The sequence below is a fragment of the Arsukibacterium sp. MJ3 genome (assembly GCF_000987765.1).
GTDB lineage: Bacteria > Pseudomonadota > Gammaproteobacteria > Enterobacterales > Alteromonadaceae > Alishewanella.
Window position 1 is genome coordinate 64396 of the sequence record NZ_LAHP01000007.1, and the last position, 22340, is coordinate 86735.

Below are 22340 nucleotides of genomic sequence, written 5' to 3' on the forward strand. Positions count from 1 at the left end.
GGCCATAATCGCCCCGCAGCGCAATAAAATACTTTCGCGTTGCGGGGAAAGTTTGCTAAATTACCCTCAATAGTCCAAGTGAGATATCTGCATTATGTATTTCTACGCTGCTAGGCAACCCATCCTTGACCGGAATAAAGCGTTATATGGCTACGAGCTACTGTTTCGGGACGGTTTAAGTAATGTATTTCCGGAAATTGACGGCGATGAAGCCACCTCCAGAATGATTGAAGGTAGTCAGTTCAGCTTTGGTTTAGAAGATTTTCTTGGTGACAAGCCTGGTTTTATTAACTTTACGCTTGAAACCTTACTAAAAAAATACCCCAGTATGCTGCCAAAAGAGCAAGTGGTTATTGAGATCTTAGAAACAGTGCAGCCGGGTAAACGCTTATTAGCAGAATGTCAGCATTTAAAAGAGCAAGGCTACACTCTGGCACTGGACGACTATATTCATCAACCGGTCTGGCGCCACTTTTATCCGTTCATCGATATTATTAAAATTGATTTTCGTTCCACCGATATTGCCACCATCAAACTAGTGCAGCAGGCTATTGCCGACTTTCCTCATATAAAAATGTTAGCAGAAAAGGTTGAAACCAACGAAGAGTTCCAGCAAGCATTAGACATGGGTTTCTTTTACTTTCAGGGGTTCTTCTTCTCACAACCTGAACTGATGCAAACTAAAGCCTTGTCGCCAGCACAAATGACCTTAGCAGAACTGCTGTACGAAACGTCAAAAGCAGAGTTAGATTTGGTTAAAATCACTAATATTTTCCAACGTGACGTCAATTTATCTTACAAATTATTGCGTTACAGTAACTCTTCTGTTTTTAAGCGCCGCGCTGAAATAGAAACCATCAAACAAGCATTGGTGGTGTTAGGCCAGGTTGAATTAAAGAAATTTTTATCACTGTTATTTACCGCTCAAATTAGCAGTGACAAACCGGCTGAATTAATGCGCATGTCGATGACCCGTGCCCGCTTTGCCGAAGGCCTCGCCACTATTCACGGCAAAGTCGATACCGGCAAAGCTTTTCTTACCGGCTTAATGTCATTAATGGATGCTATTTTAGATGAATCTATTGCCAGTGTGATGGAAAAGCTGCCATTGGCAAAAGAAATTAAAGATGCACTGGTTGATCACACCGGCATTCTGGCCGACTATTTAACCTTAATAAAATATTACGAAACCGCACAATGGCAACAGGCTAATCAGGCAATTGAAAGCCTGGGTATCGACACCGATAAGGTACCCGACGCTTACCATAACGCCGTGCAATGGGCTAACGAGCAAATGAAAGCCTTAGGGGATTAATCCAAAGGCCTCACCTTTAACAGTGCCTGCCTGCTACTCAAATGTCAGGTACTGGGCAACTTTAGCAGCAAGTTTATCGCCAATGCCTTTTACCTCGGTCAATTGTTGCTGGCTTTTTATCGGGCCGTTAGTTTGTACATAACTCACAATGGCCTCTGCTTTGGCTTTGCCAATACCGGGTACGGCTTCCAGTTGTTCGGCACTGGCTTTATTAATATTTAATTTTTGTTGCTGCCGCGCGTTTACCGTTGCTTTATCTAGCGTTGCACCGGGTTTAGCCGCAAACGTCTGGTTAGCCGCTAAGGTTAGGCCGGTTAACAATATTGCTATCATCAAATTTTTCATAGTTTATTCCTTAAAGTAAATTAAGGTTGCCTCCCTGCAAAGTGAGTATTTGGTAAGCTTTAACCACTACTGCTGTTTAGATTGGCAAATTAACCAGTGGCCTGGCGCAAACTCCAGAGATGCAACATTTTTATACCAATCAACTTTAAAATAGATTAATTATTTACTTTTGCAATAATTATTTAACGTAATTGAAAATTTATTGCTCATTAAGGTTCAGCGACAATTAAGGCTATGCAGCCTAGTCTATGCCTCAGTGCTGCAACAAGTTGATTGCTGCAAAGAATAGAGTTCGGTAACATACTGAAAAACGTGGAGAGATGCATGCTTCGATTAATGCGAATGTTTTTGCTGTTGTTTGCGATGATGCTTGCGCCCAATGCCGTAGCGTTAACTAACCAACAACCTGAAGTCAGTAAAGAACAAGCCACCGAGCTGGCACAACAACGCTTTCCAGGCAAAATATTAAAAGTACAGGCTGAAAGCAGCCAATATCGCGTTCGGTTGATGCAAGAAAATGGCAGAGTCGTTACTGTGCTGGTCAACAATCGCACTGGCCAGGTTAAAAGGGATAACAAGTAATGCGAGTATTAGTGGTTGAAGATGAAACATTGTTAGCCGAGCAGATTAAACAACAGTTACTGCAGCAACAATTTAGTGTTGATATTGCGCATGACGGCGACGATGGCTGGTTTAAATTAGCAGAATACCCTTACGATCTGGCGCTGATTGATCTGGGCCTGCCGAAAATGGACGGCTTAACCCTGATCCGTAAAGCCAGACAGCAAGACATTAAAACGCCGATTATTATTTTAACTGCCCGCGGTAGCTGGCAGGAAAAAGTAGAAGGCCTTGATGCCGGAGCCGATGATTACTTAACTAAACCTTTTCATGGTGAAGAGTTACTGGCTCGTTGTAATGCCTTAATACGCCGCGCTGCTGGCCAACCCGACCCTACCCTCAGTGCTGGCCCGGTATCGTTGAATAGCCGAACCCAGCAAGTCTGGCTTAATGACACTGAAGTTAGCCTTACCGCTTACGAATATAAAGTACTCGAGTACTTTATGATGAACCCCTGCAAGGTAATTTCTAAAACTGAGCTTACTGAGCACATTTACGATCAAGACTTTGATTTAGACAGCAACGTCATCGAAGTATTTGTATTACGCCTGCGTAAAAAACTCGATCCCGACGGTGATTTAAAACCCATTGAAACACTGCGTGGCCGGGGTTATCGCTTTAACCTGACTATCAGCTAGCAATGATGCTATCACTAAAGGTTCGACAAGGCCTGGTTAGCATAATGTTATTATTGCTGTTGCTGCCCAGCTCGTTTGTAGCTATTGATCAGGCATTTTTTACTCAGCTATTAACCAGTGCCGAGCAAAAGCTTGAAGTACATATGTACGCTATTTTGTCTGATTTAAAAATTAATGATGAAAAAGTAGAATTAAATAACAATACGTTATCGCCAGATTTTTTTCGGCCAGACTCTGGTTTAAGTGCTTATATTACCAAAACAGATGCGGTGATGTGGCAATCAGATTCGTCTATAAGCCAGTACTTTACCCCGCCTGGCACCAACTTGGTACCCGGCCAGCATGCGTTTTATGAATACAACGATGGCAACCAGCAATATTGGTTATTAAGCATTGCCTTGTTGTTTGATTCTGGCGAACAAATCCGCCCGCTTACCATTCATATTGTGCAAACCAATGCGATGTTAACAGCGCCTTATCTAACGTTTCGTAACACCTTACTGCGTTGGTTTATCTGGATTGGCGCCGGCCTGGTGCTTTTTAGCATCTTGGCGTACTACTGGACGACCAAGCCACTAAGTAAGTTAGATCAGGAAATTCGCAAACTCGAAGGCGGTGAGCAAGATCACCTCAGTGGTAATTACCCTGCTGAGCTAACCAACATTAAAGAAGACTTAAATTTACTGCTGGCGCAACAAAACCGTCAAAAGCAACGCTACCGTAATCATTTAAGTGATCTGGCGCATGCCCTGAAAACCCCGGTTGCCGTGCTAAATACCTCAGCGCTTAGCCAACAACCTGAATTAAAAGAGCAACTGGATCGCATAAGCGCCATGATCGACCATCAGCTGAAAAGAGCCAGCAGTTCGGGTCAGGATATCTGGAAAAAACAATTTGAAATTCTGCCGCATGTCGAAAAACTCTCTAATGCGCTGCAGAAAATTTACCGCAACAAAGATTTAATTATTCAGGTAGATTGCGCTACTAATGCCATGTTCCGCGGCGATGAAACCGATTTAATGGAAATACTGGGTAATTTACTCGATAACGCCTGTAAAGCATGTCAGCATCAGGTTAAGCTTACCGTAACGCAATACCCGCTAAATATCATTGTTGACGATGACGGCCCCGGTATTGCCATAGACGCCCGTAAAAAATTATTTAAGCGCGGCACCCGGCTCGACACCTATAAAGACGGTCATGGCGTGGGGTTGTCGATAGTAGCCGAGCTGGTCACATCCTATTCAGGCGGTTTACAAATAACCGACAGTCCGTTAGGCGGTGCCAGATTTGAACTGTTATTTCCAGAATAACCACCTAAAACGTAAGCAATACCCGATAACAACTGATCGTCCCGCCTTGCACCGACGTAATTCCAGCAAATACTACGAGGAACCTCCACAATGGAACTAAACCTGGCGACAATAAAAATCAAAAACCTGCGCTTACGCACCTTTATCGGCATTAAAGATGATGAAGTGAATAATAAGCAGGATGTCATTATCAACGCTCGAATTCAATACAGCGCCAATAATGCCGCCAACAGTGATGACATGAATAACGCACTAAATTACCGCACTATCACCAAACAAATTATCGAATTGGTAGAAATGAACCGCTTTAGCTTATTAGAAAAACTTACCGCCGATGTATTGGCCTTAGCCAGTGCGCATCCTGCGGTTAAATTTGCTGAAGTAGAAATTGATAAGCCATATGCACTGCGGTTTGCTGACTCGGTATCGCTAACCTTATCGGTAAATAAATAATAAAGCAGCCGTTAAGCGCTATACTTAACAACGTTATTTCATTTTAAAAGAGGCAAGCCATGCGTATTTTAGTCACCGGCGGTACCGGCTTAATTGGTTCTGCACTGCTTAAATATTGGCATGGCCAGCACCAAATAACGGTGTTAACCCGCGCTGCAGTAGCAAAGTTACCGAAAAAGTCTGATATTACCTATGTAAACAGTTTAAAACAGGTCGATTTTAACCAGCTCGATGCCGTAATTAACCTGGCAGGCGAGCCCATTGCCAACAAGCGTTGGACCGACGCGCAAAAACAACGTATTTGTAATAGCCGCTGGCATATTACTGAACAACTTAGTGAACACATACAGGCAGCCAGTACGCCGCCAGCCTGCCTGATAAGCGGCTCTGCAGTCGGTTTTTATGGCCGGCAAGGTGCAGAATTTATTACGGAAGAATACCGTGCATTTTATCCTGAATTTAGTCATGACATTTGCGCCCGCTGGGAAAACCTTGCCATGCGCGCTGACAGCGAAAAAACCCGGGTTTGTCTGCTGCGTACCGGCATAGTGTTATCTGCCAAGGGCGGCGCATTAGCTAAAATGTTGCCGGCATTTCGTTTTGGTTTAGGCGGCCCATTGGGCAATGGCGAGCAATATATGTCATGGATCCATATTAATGACATGGTAAAGCTCATCGACTTTTTATTACAGTCACCCACTCTGCAAGGGCCTTTCAATGCCGTAGCACCAAAGGCCGTTACCAATCAGCAGTTCAGTCAGGATTTAGCAAAACGTTTAAAACGGCCAGCTAAATTTACTATGCCGGCGTTTATGCTACGGCTGTTATTTGGTGAAATGGCAGATTTACTGCTATATGGCCAACGTGTTGTGCCACAACAAGCAGTAGACGCCGGCTTTAAATTTCAGTTTGCTAATCTGCCAGCGGCGCTGGCAGATTTAGAATTATAAACCATTACCCTATTTTTATCCGCTAATACGGTTAACCTGAAACAGCGTTAACCGGTAATGGCTGCAAGCTGTTAACTCTGGATAACGCGCCTTATTAATACTGCGCCGGGTATTTGCAGCAGGCGTCGTAATTGCCACCAGCCCAGCAAACTTACCAGTACTATGCCAATAAACGGCCCCAGCCACCAAAGCGCAACGTTAAACTGAAACGGCATATCAAATACCCGCTGTTGCAGCACCATTAGCAATATCTCTGCCAAAACAGTCGCAAACAGCCCGGCTAACGCGCCTAAAAACGCGAATTCAAGCAACAGCGCATTGCGTAAAAATGCATATTTGGCCCCCAGCGTTCGCAATATCGCTAGCTCCTGCTCACGCTGCTCTAATGTAGCCTGCACCTGAGCGACCAACACCAATGCTGCCGCCAGCGCGATAATTAACAAGATAAAACTCAATGCTACCGTCACCTGCGCAATAATATCGTCTATTTGCTTAATTATCGCATCAACGCTTATCACGGTAACCGTTGGCATTTGCCGAGCCAATTGGTTTATCAGGTTGCCACTGCCGGCTTCCAGATAAAATGCCGTAATATAGGTAGCCGGAAACGTAGCCAACACATCCGGACTAAGGATCATATAAAAGTTTGGCTGCAAGCTATTCCAGTCTACCGTGCGAATACTGCTAATGGTGGCGTTAAGTTGTTGGCCGCCAATAGAAAAATCTAAGGTATCACCCAGGCTTAACTGTAAACGCTCGGCAATTTCCTGCTCTACCGACACTTCAGCCAGCGTGTTTTCGCTAAACCAGGCACCACTGATTATTTTATTATTAGCCGGCAAGCTGGCTAACCAGGTTAAGTTAAGCTCGCGCCCTACCCCAACCCGCTGATCGCTACGATCTTCTTTTGAGGCTTCAAGTTGCAGTTGCTCATTATTAATCGACACTAAGCGGCCCCGAACTACCGGATAAAAGGGTTCAGGTTGTAAGTTATTCTCAGTGGTAAAAGCACTGACCTTAGCGCGCTGCTCAGCACTTACATTCACTAAAAAGTGGTTTGGCGCGCCATCAGGTATTTGTTGTTGCCACTGGCCAATCAGTTCGGCACGTAAAAAATATAATAATAGGGTTAGAAAAATAGCCAGGCTAAAGGTAATAAGCTGAAAGCTGTTAGCCCACAGCCGGCGGCGTAAATTGGCAAGTGCCAACCGGCCAGCACTGCTTTGGCCGGCTGCAACCGGTTTAGCCAGCTTAACCATCGCGGCGGCAAAACCAAGTAATATTGCCGCAAATACCGCACAAAGCAAAAACAACCCTACGCTAATCAGTAACTCGCCGCTAAATAACCACATTAAGCCCCAAATAGCCACCGCGCCAAATAGCACCTGTAACTTATCCAGTGTCATTATCGCAGCCGGTTGTTTCAGTACTTCTATTGCCGGCGTTTTAGCCAGTTGCCATAATGGCCGGGCAGCAAATAACAATGCACAAATAAAACAGGTTAAGGTGCCCAACAGCAGTGGCCTGACACTAAAAGCGGTGCGGTAATCACTAATATAATGGCTTATGCCCTGTTCCGCGGCAAAAATAGCTAACTGCCCCCCCATTAATCCCAGCAGCAAACTAAACACCACTACCAGCATTAAATGACTACAGTATATCAACCTGGCCCTTGCTGTAGTGGCGCCTAAGGCCTTAATAATCGCTACCGCCTGAGTATGACGCTGACTATAACGGCTGGCTGCCACCGCAGCTGCACAAGCCGCTAATACAATACCCAATAAGCCTGCCAGTAATAAAAAACGCTCTGCCCGCTCCAGCGCACCGCCAATAGCCGACTCGCGGTCAAGGTTACGCCAGCGCTGATGCACACTTAACATCGGTTCAAGCTGCTGGGTCAACAAATCCAGCGCTGTAACGCTGCCCGCAAATAAATAACGGTAACTTATTCTGCTACCCGGTTGCACAATATTAGTTGCCGGAACGTCGGCCAAATGCATAATCACTCGTGGTGAGCCACCAAACACGCTTAGTGGCGCATCAGGCTCGTTCACAATAACCCCTGCTACCACTAACCGTGCAGTGCCCAGCTCAATGCTATCACCCGGTTTTACTTGTAATAAATCTAGTAATCTGGCTTCAAACCATACCTTGCCGGGTGTTAACTGTCCGGCAGGGCCGCTGGTAATGCTGGCAGAGCGGTGTAATACCAACTCGCCCCGCAGCGGATAGCTATCGCTTACCGCTTTTATGGTCGCAAGCTGCATTTGCTCGCCAGCGAACAACATAGAGTCAAATTGCATTTGCTTGGCAGTAGCCACACCATTGCTTGCCGCCAGTGTCAAAATGTCTTCGGCAAATGGTTGGCTAGACCCTAGCACCCGATCAGCCGCAATAAACTGCGCACTGCGTTGTTGTAAGGCACTTTTCACACTTTGCGTAATGCCACTTAAACTTACCACTGAGCCCACCGCTAAAAACAACGCAAAGGCAATAACCCATAACTCACCGCGTTTTAATTCACGCCAAAACAGGCGCCATGCAATACTAGCCCACATTAGCAGGCTCCTCAGTTACTGCCGGGCTTTCAATAAAAGATCCAGAACGCATTTGATACTGGCGTTGACAACGCGCCGCTAATTCAGGGCTGTGGGTAACCAACACCAGGGTGGTACCCTGGCGATCGTTTAGCTCGAATAATAAATCTTCAACTATTTTACCGGTTACCGCATCCAGGTTAGCAGAAGGTTCGTCTGCAAACAGAATAGCCGGATCGGTTATAAAGGCTCTGGCTATAGCTACCCGCTGCTGCTCGCCACCAGATAACTGTGACGGATAAAAATCGGCGCGGGCACTTAGCCCAACCTGCTCTAATAATGCTAAGCCACGTTGTCTGGCTTTACGATCACCGGCCAGCTCGGCCGGTAACGTAACATTTTCCAGCGCGGTTAAGCTGGGAAGTAATAAAAATGACTGAAACACAAAACCTACGTCGTTGGCCCGAATACCAGCCCGCTCGTCCTCCGACATCTTATGCAGCGGCTGACCGTCCATAAACACCTCACCGTCGCTGGGGGTATCTAAGCCTGCCAGCAAGCTCAGCAAGGTTGACTTACCAGAACCCGAGGCACCAACAATCGCTATTGTCTCTGCCCGATTGATTGTCAGGTTAATATCATGCAGGATAGTCAGTGATCCCTCCGGAACCTTGACACGTTTGCTAAGGTTTGTGGCTTTAATATGTAATGTAGGTACTGTATTCATGCGCATCATCTTATTGTTATTAATCGGTTTAATCAGCCACGTGAGTTACGCTGAAAAATTACTTATCTTAGGTGATAGCTTAAGTGCCGCTTACGGTATGCAACAGCAGCAAGGATGGCCAGCTTTATTGCAACAAAAAACCGAGTGGCAGCTTATCAATGCCAGTATTAGCGGTGAAACAACAGCCGGTGGCCTGGCCAGATTGCCTGCCTTATTAACCGAGCATAAACCCGATATAGTCATGATTGAACTGGGCGGCAACGACGGCTTGCGCGGCTTTTCAGTTGAGCTTATCCAATCAAACTTAGGTAAAATTATTACCCTGGTGCAGCAGCATAAGTCGCAGCCAATATTAATGCAAATACGGATCCCGCCAAATTATGGACCACGTTACGTTAGGCAATTTACCGCAGTATATCCTGAGCTGGCAGAAAAACACGATATAACCCTGTGGCCATTTTTTATGGACAGCATTGCAATTAATAATGATTTAATGATGGCAGACGGAATTCATCCAAATGTGGCAGCGCAACCGGTGATCACCGAGTTTATGGCAGAGTTATTATTGCAACTGGAGAAAAACAAATAAAAGATGGGGTTACCGCCGTGCAAATGATTAGGCGCGGTGTCTCGGCACCGCCATCACGGCGATTTAACAATAAAATATTTTAGAAATTCTTAATAAGGATGGCGTCCCCTAGGGGATTCGAACCCCTGTTACCGCCGTGAAAGGGCGGTGTCCTAGGCCTCTAGACGAAGGGGACATAACAGTACAACTAAAACAGATACTAAAGTGGCGTCCCCTAGGGGATTCGAACCCCTGTTACCGCCGTGAAAGGGCGGTGTCCTAGGCCTCTAGACGAAGGGGACGCAATATTTAGCAAATTGTGCAGATTTAAATGGCGTCCCCTAGGGGATTCGAACCCCTGTTACCGCCGTGAAAGGGCGGTGTCCTAGGCCTCTAGACGAAGGGGACGCACTGGAAATCTTGGTGGAGCTAAGCGGGATCGAACCGCTGACCTCTTGCATGCCATGCAAGCGCTCTCCCAGCTGAGCTATAGCCCCACACTTTCAAACTCTTCATACTCTTCATACTCTTCATACTCAACAATATCGTCTTAACGTTATCGCTGAACACGGGGCGCATTCTAGGGTGACACCGTAAATGTGTCAACAGTTTTTTATAGCCAACTTTTCGTTCGACTATTTTTTAAACTACCAAACCAAAATTCCTGCCAAAGCAACGCCACAGTACTGATTTTCATGCCACTTTCGCTGTTTAAATAACCAGGAAATATTAACTTAAACCGCATGGCTAATTGCCAAAAACCAGGCATGGTTATCGTCTTTAAGCACGAAGTTGTATACAATGCAGGCAAGGTACATCAGCGTTACCGTAATTAGGGTGTAAGCCTACGGCATAAAACCTAATTAACGAATTAATAAGGACATTACCATGTACGAATCCTATTATGGTTTAAAAGAACGACCGTTTCAGCTTACCCCTAACCCCAATTGGTTTTTTGCCAGCAAGCTGCACAAGCGGGCCCTCGCCTATCTACAATATGGCTTAACCCAGGGCGAAGGCTTTATTGTTATTACCGGTGATGTCGGTACCGGTAAAACCACCATCGCCAATCAGCTGTTAAATCAGTTAAACCAAGATGAAATTATCGCCAAGCAAATTGTTACCTCCAAGCTAGAACCTGACGATCTGATTAGAATGATCGCCTCATCTTTTAATCTGGTCGTTACTGAACATAACAAGGCCAGTTATCTAGAAGCAATATACAGCTATTTAAAGCGTCTGCATGCACAGCACCGGCGGGCACTGCTGTTAGTAGACGAAGCACAAAACTTACCACTAGAGTCGATTGAAGAGCTTAGAATGCTGTCTAATTTTCAAATTAACGGCAAGCCGCTACTGCAAAGCTTCTTACTTGGCCAAAACGAGCTAAACCCCATTATTCAGGCACCGAATATGGAACAGTTTCGGCAGCGCATTATCGCCTCATCGCATTTAACCGCGCTGCAAACGGACGAAACCCGGGCCTATATCGAATTTCGGCTAAACCAGGCGGGTGCAAAAGCCAATTTAATTAGCGAGCCATGCTACGCCCATATTCAACAATTTAGCCGCGGTATTCCGCGTAAAATAAACTTGCTGATGGACAGAGTCATGTTGTTTGGCTATCTGGAAGACCTAACCATTATTGAAGAGCATAACGTACAAGCAGTAATTGCTGAATTATCGCAAGAAGTGGCTAACCAACCCCTGGTGCAAGCTACTGCGCCTACTCAACAACAAACCGCGACAGAACAGCCTGCCATGTTAAATGCGTTAAACACTATGCTAGACAGTTCATTAGAGCAGAAAGTGAAACTGGCCAGAGAACTCGACCAGTTAATTAAAAAACAAAAACAATTACTGGATGCACAGCATAAAAACGACTAACTCACACCACTAAAGCAATAGGCTCGGCTAACCATTAAAAGTTATACACATAGGTTAGCCAAACCCGGTTTTCGCTGCCGCTAAAACTATCAATACTAGAGTTGCGCTCAGTGCGGCGCAACGATACCGACATAACCGCCTGCTCTGACAAAGTAGTATTGTAACCAACCGTCAGCAATATATTGTCATCTTTACGATCAGCTACCGAATAGTCAATTTGATAATAGCGCAAAGTAGTGTTAATACTGCTGCGTTCAGACAAACGCCACCCAAGCAGCGTACTAACACTGTTCGCTGTTTGTTGATCGTTGCGTTCTACATATTCGGTGTCAGTAGTATTTAGCACTACATTAAGGTTAAAACGGCGTTTCGAATAGCCTATGGCTAAACTGGCTGAGCGTCGCAATACCAGTTCCTGATCAAGTTCTACTCCCACATCAAAAACCTGCTGATAAGACTCACCTGGTAAAGGCGTATAGCTGGCATTAGGTGGTCGGTAACAATCAGAAAATTCAACCGCGGGCTCAGGACAAACAAAAATACCTAAATCAATCAATTCACGGTCTAAAGTGGTTTGCGTTTCTACAGAATCAGTGGCAGATAAGCGCATGGTAACGGCGCGCACATTATACTGCCCGGCTACATTAGCCGTACGGCCAAAATAACGGCGATCATAAGAGCCCTCCAGTAACGTTCGCCGGCTAGGTGCTAAATAAAATTCAGTGGCCCAATAGGTATTTTCTTCATCTTCTTCATCTAAACGTTCGGTGGTAGAACTGTTATATGACACGTTAATCCGCGATACCCGGCCTAATTTAAGTTCAATACCCGCACCATAGGCATAAAAGGTATTTTTATAAAAGCTGTTGTTGTCGGTATACTCGTAAATACCCCGGCCTATTAACGACAGGCGCGAAGATAACGGCATACCCAATAACAGTCTGGCGGCGTTGCTTTCATAGTCATTAAAAGTTTGCCGTTTGTTTTTATTATAAACGCCCTCTAATCGCCAAAAAGTGGTGCTAGAGCGATCGCGGCTAGCCAGCAATACATTCGCTTGGTAATTATCATTATCAAATGCTGGCAAACCATCATCAATATCAGGGCGGTCAAATTCACTATGGTTATACTGCAACCGCATTGCGGTAATAATATCGCTATTTAACGCGTTGTTAAAACTCAAAAAACTGCCATAAGAGGTCGATTCGCTCAGTTCACCGCCGGCGGTAATTTTATCGTTAAAAATACCGCTTCGCGTATTGCGTACCTGATAACTGTTTCGGGCATTCACGCCCCACTTTACCCGCTCATCAAATAATTTCAGCACATTGATAAAATTAAATTCATCATAGCTTCTGGCTTTACGTTGGCTATCTTTGTAAAAAAGCGATTCATGCTGCCAACTAAAGCGAGTTTGCAACGTTTTTGACAGTAATGAAAAATCAATTGAAGGCGATATAGCAATAGCCAGGCCGTCATCGGTGCCTGGGCGATTAAATTCTTTAATCTGATACGCGTAGCTGCTAGTGGTTAACTGTGGTGTTACCCGGGTTTCAGCCGCCAGCGCTGGTAGCGCCAGAAGCACCGTTAATAGCAGTCCCGTGCGTGGTACCTGATAGCGCAGCTTAACTTGCGCCATAGTAGTAGCCATAACCATAGCCTTTGCCTTGGTTGCGATGCGCTTTATTAATTAAAAAGCCTATTGCCATGTCTTTTGGCAATAATGAGACAGATTGTTCTATTTCGGCCAAACGGGTGCGGTTCTCTTCAACCACTACTACCGCCTGGCCACACATTGCCGCCATAACCGCCGTTTCATTAACGCCTAGCAACGGTGGCGCATCAAAAATAACAATCCGATCTGAGTAACGGGTAGCAAATTCATTAACCAGCTGCATCATGCGCTCACTGGCTAGCAGCTCAGTCGACAAATGATGCGGAGAGCCAGCCGTAATAATCTTCAATCGTTCAACGTTGGTGCTTAATAAGATATCCCGCACGGTAACATTTGAAGACTGTAAATAATCGGTCAAGCCAAGGCTATGGCTAATATTAAGGGTTTTACTAACGTTAGGTCTTAACACATCAGCATCAACCAGCAACACAGTCTTGTCTTGCTCCAGCGCAATACTTAGTGCCAAATTAATAGCAGAAAACGTTTTACCTTCACCAGGCCTAGAGCTACTAACCAGAATCAAATTAGGGTGGTTCAGCGTTTTACTTAACGGACCAAAGGCATTATTAATCAGCTTACGCTTAATTACCCGGTACTCTTCATTAATCAGCCGGCGCTCACTTGATAAAGCAACAAAATTCTTTTTTTCCAACAGCGCTAAATCCAGATGCACCGTATGGTTGGAAGCATCGTTATTGGTTGTCTCATAATCCGGCTGCTCTTTTCGCTGTCTGGCGTTATGCCGCACAATGCTATCATTAGCATTAACCGGCGCCCCAGCGCTGTCAGTGTGTTCTGATGCAAGCACAGACTCTTCATCAAGGGCACTATTTGTTTTACGATCATCGGCTACTCTAGCGGTATTGTCTGTTTTAGAACCGCTATCACGACTTAGCTTACTAACTGCTTTTTCAATAGTACTCATCGGATTATCCTCAACAACAACTCTGCTGATCGGCCAAACAGCATCTCATTACTCAGCAAAGCCAGATAACACAACAATAGCGCCCCACTTAACGCGGTAAAATACACGAAATGAAGCCTTACCTGCTTTAATATTGCCGCCTTTTCGGTATGCGATACCACACCAAACACCGGAAAGTCGGAAATGCTCTGTAGCTGTGACGCTCGGGATAACACCGGTGAAATTAAGCTGCGTAAAAATGCCATCCCAATACCTGCTGCTACCCCAACCAACAATACCAGGGTATATAACATGCCACGCTGAGGACCAGACGGCGTTAATGGTACACGCGGCGGCTCAATAATATTAAATTGTACATCTTGCTCGGTCGCTTCAGCCCGGCGTGACAATTCGGCCTGTTCCCGTTTTCCCAGCAAGGCTTCATATTTAGATTGCGTGATCTCGTAATCACGGTTCAGTCCGGTAAACTCGGCTTCAATTTCAGGAATTAAATTTAGCTTACTTTCCAGTTCAATTACCTTATTGTCAAAAGCCTGAACCCGCACCCGTGTTGACGCCACCTCAGTTTCAAGCCGGGCTACGTTAATTCTTAACTCCTGATATACCGGGCTCTGATTATAATTGCCACCTGTGCGGCCCTCAGGTGCGCTGTTGGCCACCAACTGCAACTCTTCGTCGCGCTGACTGTTTAAACGATCCAGTAAACGTTGGGTTTCCATCACATCAGGATGATTATCAGTAAAGCGAATAAGTAAACTATCTAACTGGGCGGAAAGGCCGCGGATCCGTTCATCATATTGCGTTGCCACACCACCACTGCCACCACCGGCAAATGGCATTACACCAAATACCGGCTCTTCACCTGCCAGCTGGCCTCGGGCGCTAGCCAAACGAGTTTCCTGCTCAAGCAGCTCCAAGCGGGCCGCTTCAAGTTTTTGCTTTTCCAGCCTTAGCTGACCATAAAAATCGTTTTCGTTACCCTGCAATGTGGCCATGCGGTTTTTCTTAAAATCAGATAAGCGTAATTCCGACTGAATTAACCTGTTTTCAAACTCGGTAATTTCGCGATTAAGAAATACCTCTGCCGCTTGCGAGTCTGCCCGGCTAGAGCCTAAACGGTTTTCAACAAAGGTATTCAGTGTTTCCTGCACCACTCTTAACGCCCGCTGTGGCACCGGATTACTGTAGGCAATAACATAAATATTTTCTCTGCCCGAAGCCGAAATTTTAATATCACGTTGCAAAGAGTCGATAAGCTTTTCAAACTGTTTATCATCTTTTGCCTGAATATCTAAATCGGTTGCCCGGGCAATTTTTTCCAGATTCGGCCGGCTTAATAACGTTCTGGCCATTAATTTAATTTCTTCATCGGTATTGCTTCTAAGCGCAAGCCCGCGCAATAACGGCTCTAAAAAGGTGCGGGTTTCAACAAAAAGCTTGGCTTCAGCTTCATAAGTGGGAGGCAAACTATACACATAAAACCAACCGGCCGGACACAGCAGCCAGGCAGAAATAACAATATAACGTCTGCGCAGCCAAATGCCCTGTAAGTAGGTATGAACTAACTCTATCGCCTGATGCAACTCTTTCATCTATCCTCCGTGAACAACATATCCATTACGGCCTGTTTAATAAAGGTTAAAACCAGGCTTCTGGTATAATCACGATATCCCCTGGCAACATATCAACATTTGCACTGATAATGCCTTCGCGGATTAAATCGTCCAATCGCAAACTGTAAGTCACCTGCCCGCCACTACTGGTTCTCACCAGTTTTGCAGCGTTACCATCAGCAAATTCAGTTAAACCACCCACGGCTATCATCAGGTCAAGTACGGTCATGTACTCGCGATAACTAATTGCCTGAGGGTTAGTTGCTTCACCAATTACCCTAACTTGCTCGCTGTAAGGGCCAACAAAATTAGTAACCGATACTGTAACCACCGGATCACGAATATATTTGCCCAATATTTGTTCCATATCACGGGCAACCTGCGTAGGTGTTTTGCCACTAACCGGCACATCTTCAACCAAAGAGGTTGAAATTTTACCATCCGGTCTAACAATAAAGCTGCCTGACAACTCGGGGTTACGCCAGACAAAAATACTTAAGCTGTCATTTGGACCAACCAAATATTGATAGTTAGAGACCGAAGTCGTCAAAGATTGTTGTACGGTGGCACTAGGAAGTTGGCGGGTATAGGAACATGCCGTTAAAGTACTTAGTGAAAATAATAACACTACCAGTACCGCTAAGAGTCGGTTTGCAATCATAAAAACGCGTCCTTTTGTTTGCTGCGAGCATAATATAACGCAAAATTTTACTATTGTACGGGTTTTTTTGAAAATTAAATTTATACATTATTCTAGAATTAACAAGCTATATAAGCTAAATTAGTGTTCTGCGTGTAACTTTTGGAAGCGTTGCACAGTAACAAACGCACAAGGAAGTCGTAATGGCTAACTATCGCCGACACGGAAAAAGCACCATCGCTGACAAGCTGTTTCTAATAAGCGAAGTTTCGTTACTCTGTTTGTCCAGCCTGCTCGCCAGTCATATTTACAATAATTTCCATCCTCATATATCGTTAGACTACCGGATTATCAACGCTATAGTGTTTGCTGCAGCGGTTATGCTGTGCGCGCTTTCAGTTGGTCTGTACGATCAAAAACTGCGCGAAAAACAGGGTGGTATTATTAAGCGTGTGGTTATTACCCTGTTGTTTAGTGCCATTTTGTTAGAAGCAGTTATTTTTAATCTGTTTCCGTTTTTACACATTAGCAGCCATTATTTACTTGGCACCTCACTTATTGCGCTATTAAGTTTATCTAGCTTCAGAACGCTGTTTCATTACTACGATATTACCAAGCTCAGCAGACGGCGGGTGTTAATTCTTGGTGCTGGCGAGCGCGCTTTAATTATTGAGCGCAGAATGCGCCGCAATGTCGACAAGCGGTTTATCGAGTTAGTTGGTTTTGCTTATATTGACGGCGACAAGCCGTCCAACATTCCGACAGATAAAATTGTCAATTTTGATTACAAACAAAACCTGTTTCAATATGTAGTCGATAACAGCATTGACCAGTTAGTTATCGCCTGTGACGAGCGACGTAACATGTTACCGGTAGACCATTTATTTAAATGCAAAAGCAGTGGCATAGAAGTTATTGAAATACTTGATTTTATTGAACAAGAAACCGGGCAAATCGCTGTTAATCTTATTTATCCCAGTTGGGTAATTTATGGCAATGGTTTTCATATAAACCGCCGCTTTAAAACCAGCCTTGATTACAAACTAAACTTAGTGCTTGCCGTATTAATGTTGCTGGTAACCTGGCCAATAATGCTGGTTACTGCCTTGCTTATTTACCTTGAAGATGGCCGTAAAACCGGCGCACCCATATTTTATGGTCAGGTACGGGTTGGTATTGACGGGAAATTGTTTACTATTTTAAAGTTTCGCAGCATGGGACAAAATGCCGAAGCAAACGGGGCACAATACGCCACAATAGACGACCAGCGGGTTACTAAAATTGGTAAATACCTGCGTAAATACCGCATTGATGAATTACCCCAGCTGTTAAATGTTATGAAAGGCGAAATGGGCTTTGTTGGGCCACGGCCAGAGCGGCCGGAATTTGTTTGTGAGCTGGAAAAAGATATTCCGTATTACAGCCAACGCCATAACGTTAGACCAGGCTTAACCGGCTGGGCGCAATTAAAATATCCCTATGGCGCCACAGCAGAAGATTCGTTAGAAAAACTGAAGTTTGATCTTTACTACATCAAGCACCGCAGCTTATTGCTGGATTTAGTTATTTTAGTCCGCACAGTTGAAATTGTGTTATTTGGTAAAGGACGCTAATAAAAATGAACAAACGTAGTGCTGTATTCAGCGCCCTAACAGTAGATGTTGAAGATTACTTTCATGTTGCCGCATTTGAACGCAATATTGCACCAAAAGAGTGGGATAACATTCCGGCTCGGGTTGAAAACAATACGGTGCAGTTACTGGATTTATTCGATAAGCACCAAGCCAAGGCCACATTTTTTATGTTGGGTTGGGTAGCCGAGCGCTTTCCTGGTTTGGTTAGAGAAATTCATCAGCGCGGCCATGAAGTGGCCAGCCACGGTTATAACCATAGCAAAGCAACCAGCCAAAGCCCTGAAGAGTTTTTTCAGGATGTCAGCCGGGCCAAAAGCCTGCTGGAAGATTTAACCGGCGTTGCCGTAAACGGTTATCGCGCGCCCAGTTTCTCCATTGGCAAACAAAATGAATGGGCTTTTTCAGCTTTGAAAAAAGCGGGTTATCATTACAGCTCTAGCACTTACCCGGTTAAGCACGATTTATACGGCACACCCGATTGGCCACAGCAACCCTACTTTCGAAGTGAAGGTATCTGGGAATGCCCCATGCCGGTGCTTACCATGCTGGGCCGGCAATTGCCTATTGCTGGCGGCGGCTATTTTAGGTTACTACCCTACTGGTTAACCCGTCGGCTTATTTCCCGCTATGTCAGTGAAAAAGACATTCCTTATATGTTCTACTGTCATCCGTGGGAAATTGATCCGCTGCAACCGCGTATAGCCGATGCGCCTTTAAAGTCACGGTTTCGACATTATGTTAATTTAAGCAAAATGGAAGCAAAAATTGGTAGTTTACTGCAGGATTTTAATTGGCGTTCAGTAAACGAAGTGTACCAGCCTTATTTTAGCCGCTAAGGATTAGCATGTATCAGGTATTAAGCTTAGCGCTGGCTGATCAGCGCAGTGCAGACTGGGATCAATTTGTTAAAAATAGCCCCGACGCCAGTTTTTTTCATTTAGCTGGCTGGCAACAGGTGTTGGCCGACTTAGGCCACCAAGGGCATTATCTTTACGCTACACTACACCAGCAAATTGTTGGCGTATTGCCTTTAGCCAGAGTAAAAAGCCGCCTGTTTGGTGACGCTCTGGTGTCTACTCCATTTTGTGTATACGGTGGCGCTTTAGGCTCTGACGACGTTAAACGACACCTAGAACAACATGCAATTACCCTAGCAACTGAATTAGCGGTCGACTATCTGGAACTGCGCTATCGGCTGCCACAACATAATCAGCTTACTACCCGCATTCAGCATGCTACTTTCCACTGGCCGTTAGCTGAAGATGATGCGGCTATTTTAGCCAGCATTAAAAAGAAACAACGCGCGGTGATCAGGCAGTCTCTAGCCCAGCCGCTACGTTATACGCTTGACACTTCGCTGACAGATTTTTATCACACTTACTCTGAAAGCGTTCGCAATCTTGGCACGCCAGTGTTTAGTAAAGCTTTTTTCCAATCAATATTAAAAGTGTTTGCCGCCAATACCGACATTCTTACCGTGCATAACAATAATAAAGCCGTATCCAGCGTACTGAGTTTTTACTTTAACAATCAGGTTTTACCCTATTACGGCGGCGGTATCAGCGAAGCGCGTGAGTTAAAAAGTAATGACTATATGTACTATCAGCTTATGTGCCATGCCAGTAGCAATAAAGCCTGCAATAGCTTCGATTTTGGCCGCAGCAAACTAGACTCCGGCGCGTATCATTACAAAAAACACTGGGGCATGCAGCCAGAAGAGTTGCACTATCAATATCAGTTAATTACGGCTAAAGCGTTACCAAACTTAAGCCCTAATAATCCTAAATATCAGTTATTTATAAAGCTTTGGCAAAAACTGCCTTTGGGCGTTAGCCAATGGCTGGGGCCTAAAATTTCACGGTATTTGGGGTAACTAATATGGCTAATGTAAAATCTTATCTGCTGGCCATTAGCGCCTTATTACTGTTCTGGCTGCTAAGCTTTGCCGATACTATCTGGTCAATGATCGCCATCTGGCTAAGGTCTGATACCTACGCCCACGGCATTTTAATCTTTCCAATCAGCCTGTATTTAATCTGGCGTAAACGCCAGCACATTGCCGCTACAACATTAACACCTGGCTATGCAGCATTGCCGCTGTTGTTTGGCTTGGTGCTGGCGTGGTATTTTGCCAATGCCGTAGCGGTAAATGTGGTAAGCCAACTTGCTGTGGTACTTATGCTACCGGTTTTAGTGTGGTTAAGCTGCGGCTGGTCAATGCTAAAATTATTACGTTTTCCGTTAGCTTACCTGCTTTTTGCGGTGCCCATGGGTGAGAACCTGGTACCGTTACTGCAAAATATTACCGCAGATATTACCGTTATCGCCTTGCAATTTACTCAAATACCGGTTTATCGCGATGGCTTATATTTGGCCACCCCCACCGGGCTATTTTTAGTAGCCGAGGCCTGCTCTGGTATCCGCTATTTAATTGCCTCAGTTGCGCTTGGCACCTTGTATGCTTACCTAACTTATACCAGTCGCCTAAAACAACTTATTTTTTGTCTTGCCGCCATCATTATCCCTGTTATAGCCAATGGTATTCGTGCTTACGGCATAGTGTTAATAGCATCATTAACCGATATGAAACACGCTGTCGGGGTTGACCATTTAATTTATGGCTGGTTATTCTTTGGCTTTATTATTTTTATTATGTTTTATATTGGTGGTTTTTTTGCAGACAAGCCAACCGCACCAGCCGCAGCCGGCAGTGCAGTAATAACACGGCAATCGGCCCCAGCCTTAGTGCTCGGCATTAGCATAATGCTGCTGCCTCTACTGGTTAATCTGCTGCTACCGCCATTAGCCCAGCAACCGCTTTACAATGTTAATCAACTTAAGCAAAGCCTTACCCCGGTTACCGAATCTGTTTCCCTGCCGCAATTTACCGACAGCTCTGTGCAGCTGGCCGGCGTTTGGCAACGTCAGCAACAAAACATCTGGTTCTATGCCGCCTTTTATCAGCATACTAATGACAAAAAACTGGTTAGCTGGCATAACCAGCCTTATCAAACAGCGCACTGGACCACCGCCAATAACCAACGGCAAACTTTGCAGTTTACTAATCGCGCTTTAACCATACAAGAAGTTGACTTGCGGGCGGCTAACGGGCAAAAAAGATTACTGTGGTACTGGTACGGCAGTGGCGATTTTTTATCAGCCGATCCTTACCTGATCACGGCTATGCAGGCACTGGGCAAAGTATTACATTTTAGCCAGCATGGCAGTTTTTATGCCATAAGCGTTTATTACGATGATGATCTGCCCGAAGCGCGGCGTTTATTACAAGCCGAACTACAGCAGCGTTGGCCACTTATTGTTGGCGCAAATTCTGCTGGTGTGGTGCAAAGCCCATGACCGTGCATATTTGTCATCTGCTCTGGAGCTTTCGCACAGGCGGCCTGGAAAATGGCGTGGTTAACCTGATTAATCAACTTGATGCTGACCAGTTTCGCCACAGTATTATTTGCCTGACAGATTACGACGCCGCTTTTTTTGCCCGCATACAATGCCCCGGCGTGAAAATTTATAGCCTGAATAAACGCCCGGGTCATGACATAAGCTCGTTTTGGCGCTGTCTGCGCTTATTACGCCAATTACAACCCAACATTTGCCACAGCCGTAATATAGCCGCAATGGAGTACCAGCTAGCAGCACTACTGGCACGGGTACCACAGCGGGTTCATGGTGAGCATGGCTGGGATTTAACCGATCTGGCCGGTCAAAATAAAAAATACGTTCTGTTAAAACGTCTGTTAAAACCGTTTATTCATCGCTATATTGCCTTATCAAAAGAAGCCGGTAATTATTTACAGCATAGTGTTGGCGTGCCCGCAGCAAAACTCAGCTTAATTTGTAATGGGGTGAATACCGAACGTTTTACACCAGGCAAACGGATAGACAGCGCCTTGCCGAGCCACCTGACAAACAGCAATAACATTATTTTTGGTAGTGTTGGCAGAATAGCTGACGTTAAAAACCAGCAATTGCTGGTAACCGCTTATATCGAGTTATGTCAGCAGCAGCCGGCGTTTCGGGATAACAGCGCCCTGGTAATTATTGGCGACGGCAGTAGCCGCGAAAAGTTACAGCAACAATTAACGGCAGCCAAGCTGGCTGAACAATGCTGGTTACCTGGCGATCGCAGCGATATTGCCACCATATTACCGGGGTTATCGGTATTTGTGCTGCCCTCACTGGCTGAAGGTATTTCCAATACTATTCTCGAAGCCATGGCCTGTGGCCTGCCGGTTATTGCCAGCAATGTCGGTGGTAACCCAGAACTGGTCAGCGTTGGTCATACCGGCTGGCTGTTTAGCAGTAATGATAAAACAGCATTAATGCAGCTTATGCTGCAATGTCAGCAAGCTCCGCAGCAGTTACAGCAAATGGGTAGCAATGCCAGAGCAGCAGCAGAGCAACAATTTAGTCTGGATACCATGATTACTGCCTATCGGCATCTGTATCTTGACGTAAATAAACAACAGGAAGGTTGAACA

The 22340-nt window shown here is 45.2% G+C and carries 20 protein-coding genes and 4 tRNA genes; 13 read left to right on the plus strand and 11 right to left on the minus strand.

The window, feature by feature from the left end; translation table 11 throughout:
• Positions 1-94: 94 nt before the first annotated feature.
• Positions 95-1315 carry an EAL and HDOD domain-containing protein gene (locus tag VT06_RS07110; protein ID WP_046553595.1) on the plus strand — a complete coding sequence of 407 codons (1221 nt, stop codon included), beginning with the start codon at positions 95-97 and terminating at the stop codon, positions 1313-1315.
• Positions 1316-1348: 33 nt separating this feature from the next.
• Here the strand turns inward: VT06_RS07110 and VT06_RS07115 are convergent, their stop codons facing one another.
• Entirely contained in the window at positions 1349-1660 is a 312-nt protein-coding gene (locus VT06_RS07115) for a helix-hairpin-helix domain-containing protein (protein WP_046553596.1), read from the minus strand.
• A 324-nt stretch (positions 1661-1984) separates the two neighbouring features.
• Here VT06_RS07115 and VT06_RS07120 point away from each other — a divergent pair, with 324 nt between their 5' ends.
• The 5 genes from VT06_RS07120 (at position 1985) to VT06_RS07140 (ending at position 5635) form a co-directional block, all read left to right on the plus strand.
• Positions 1985-2242, plus strand: coding sequence for a PepSY domain-containing protein (locus VT06_RS07120; protein WP_046553597.1), 258 nt, complete (start codon positions 1985-1987; stop codon positions 2240-2242).
• On the plus strand, positions 2242-2919 hold the full coding sequence (locus VT06_RS07125) for a response regulator transcription factor (protein WP_046553598.1): 678 nt from the start codon (positions 2242-2244) through the stop codon (positions 2917-2919). The genes VT06_RS07120 and VT06_RS07125 overlap by 1 nt, the downstream gene beginning before the upstream one ends.
• 2 nt (positions 2920-2921) lie before the next feature.
• Positions 2922-4232 (plus strand): ATP-binding protein, encoded by a 1311-nt coding sequence (locus tag VT06_RS07130; protein ID WP_046553599.1) that lies wholly within the window; start codon positions 2922-2924, stop codon positions 4230-4232.
• Between the two features lie 90 nt (positions 4233-4322).
• Positions 4323-4685, plus strand: a complete 363-nt coding sequence (folX, locus tag VT06_RS07135; protein WP_046553600.1) for a dihydroneopterin triphosphate 2'-epimerase — start codon at positions 4323-4325, stop codon at positions 4683-4685.
• A 59-nt stretch (positions 4686-4744) separates the two neighbouring features.
• Complete coding sequence (locus VT06_RS07140; RefSeq protein WP_046553601.1) at positions 4745-5635, plus strand: TIGR01777 family oxidoreductase; 891 nt, start codon at positions 4745-4747, stop codon at positions 5633-5635.
• Between the two features lie 71 nt (positions 5636-5706).
• Here the strand turns inward: VT06_RS07140 and VT06_RS07145 are convergent, their stop codons facing one another.
• Positions 5707-8193 carry an ABC transporter permease gene (locus VT06_RS07145; RefSeq protein WP_046553602.1) on the minus strand — a complete coding sequence of 829 codons (2487 nt, stop codon included), beginning with the start codon at positions 8191-8193 and terminating at the stop codon, positions 5707-5709.
• Complete coding sequence (locus tag VT06_RS07150; RefSeq protein ID WP_046553603.1) at positions 8183-8899, minus strand: ABC transporter ATP-binding protein; 717 nt, start codon at positions 8897-8899, stop codon at positions 8183-8185. Before VT06_RS07150 ends, VT06_RS07145 begins: the two co-directional genes overlap by 11 nt.
• Here VT06_RS07150 and VT06_RS07155 point away from each other — a divergent pair.
• Positions 8898-9488 (plus strand): arylesterase, encoded by a 591-nt coding sequence (locus VT06_RS07155; RefSeq protein WP_046553604.1) that lies wholly within the window; start codon positions 8898-8900, stop codon positions 9486-9488. The genes VT06_RS07150 and VT06_RS07155 overlap by 2 nt on opposite strands.
• Positions 9489-9587: 99 nt before the next feature.
• Here VT06_RS07155 and VT06_RS07160 read toward each other — a convergent pair.
• The 4 genes from VT06_RS07160 to VT06_RS07175 form a co-directional block, all read right to left on the minus strand.
• Positions 9588-9663 (minus strand) — tRNA-Glu (locus VT06_RS07160).
• Between the two features lie 30 nt (positions 9664-9693).
• Positions 9694-9769 (minus strand) — tRNA-Glu (locus tag VT06_RS07165).
• Between the two features lie 30 nt (positions 9770-9799).
• A tRNA-Glu gene (locus VT06_RS07170) sits at positions 9800-9875 on the minus strand.
• 13 nt (positions 9876-9888) lie between these two features.
• Positions 9889-9964, minus strand: a tRNA-Ala gene (locus VT06_RS07175).
• A gap of 391 nt (positions 9965-10355) precedes the next feature.
• Between VT06_RS07175 and VT06_RS07180 the strand changes: the two genes are divergently transcribed.
• Positions 10356-11354, plus strand: coding sequence for an XrtA/PEP-CTERM system-associated ATPase (locus VT06_RS07180; RefSeq protein ID WP_046553605.1), 999 nt, complete (start codon positions 10356-10358; stop codon positions 11352-11354).
• A gap of 34 nt (positions 11355-11388) precedes the next feature.
• Here the strand turns inward: VT06_RS07180 and VT06_RS07185 are convergent, their stop codons facing one another.
• Genes VT06_RS07185 through VT06_RS07200 form a run of 4 tightly spaced genes read right to left on the minus strand, consistent with a single transcriptional unit; the run spans position 11389 to position 16228 of the window.
• Positions 11389-13005 carry a hypothetical protein gene (locus VT06_RS07185; RefSeq protein WP_046553689.1) on the minus strand — a complete coding sequence of 539 codons (1617 nt, stop codon included), beginning with the start codon at positions 13003-13005 and terminating at the stop codon, positions 11389-11391.
• Positions 12980-13954 carry an XrtA-associated tyrosine autokinase gene (locus VT06_RS07190; RefSeq protein ID WP_046553606.1) on the minus strand — a complete coding sequence of 325 codons (975 nt, stop codon included), beginning with the start codon at positions 13952-13954 and terminating at the stop codon, positions 12980-12982. Before VT06_RS07190 ends, VT06_RS07185 begins: the two co-directional genes overlap by 26 nt.
• Positions 13951-15546: an XrtA system polysaccharide chain length determinant gene (locus VT06_RS07195; protein WP_046553607.1), complete on the minus strand. Its 1596-nt coding sequence runs from the start codon at positions 15544-15546 to the stop codon at positions 13951-13953. Before VT06_RS07195 ends, VT06_RS07190 begins: the two co-directional genes overlap by 4 nt.
• Before the next feature lie 46 nt (positions 15547-15592).
• A complete protein-coding gene (locus VT06_RS07200) occupies positions 15593-16228 on the minus strand; it encodes an XrtA/PEP-CTERM system exopolysaccharide export protein (protein ID WP_046553608.1) in 636 nt (211 codons plus the stop codon).
• Positions 16229-16410: 182 nt separating this feature from the next.
• On the opposite strand from VT06_RS07200, the gene VT06_RS07205 reads away from it, so the two are divergent.
• From VT06_RS07205 to VT06_RS07225, 5 genes are read left to right on the plus strand one after another with little or no spacing between them, the layout of a single operon-like run.
• Entirely contained in the window at positions 16411-17820 is a 1410-nt protein-coding gene (locus VT06_RS07205) for a TIGR03013 family XrtA/PEP-CTERM system glycosyltransferase (RefSeq protein ID WP_046553609.1), read from the plus strand.
• Between the two features lie 5 nt (positions 17821-17825).
• Positions 17826-18677, plus strand: coding sequence for an XrtA system polysaccharide deacetylase (locus VT06_RS07210; RefSeq protein ID WP_046553610.1), 852 nt, complete (start codon positions 17826-17828; stop codon positions 18675-18677).
• An 8-nt stretch (positions 18678-18685) separates the two neighbouring features.
• Positions 18686-19714 carry a FemAB family XrtA/PEP-CTERM system-associated protein gene (locus VT06_RS07215; RefSeq protein ID WP_046553611.1) on the plus strand — a complete coding sequence of 343 codons (1029 nt, stop codon included), beginning with the start codon at positions 18686-18688 and terminating at the stop codon, positions 19712-19714.
• A 5-nt stretch (positions 19715-19719) separates the two neighbouring features.
• Positions 19720-21198: an exosortase A gene (gene xrtA, locus VT06_RS07220; protein ID WP_046553612.1), complete on the plus strand. Its 1479-nt coding sequence runs from the start codon at positions 19720-19722 to the stop codon at positions 21196-21198.
• Positions 21195-22337 carry a TIGR03088 family PEP-CTERM/XrtA system glycosyltransferase gene (locus VT06_RS07225; RefSeq protein WP_046553613.1) on the plus strand — a complete coding sequence of 381 codons (1143 nt, stop codon included), beginning with the start codon at positions 21195-21197 and terminating at the stop codon, positions 22335-22337. Before xrtA ends, VT06_RS07225 begins: the two co-directional genes overlap by 4 nt.
• The last annotated feature ends 3 nt before the right edge of the window (positions 22338-22340 follow it).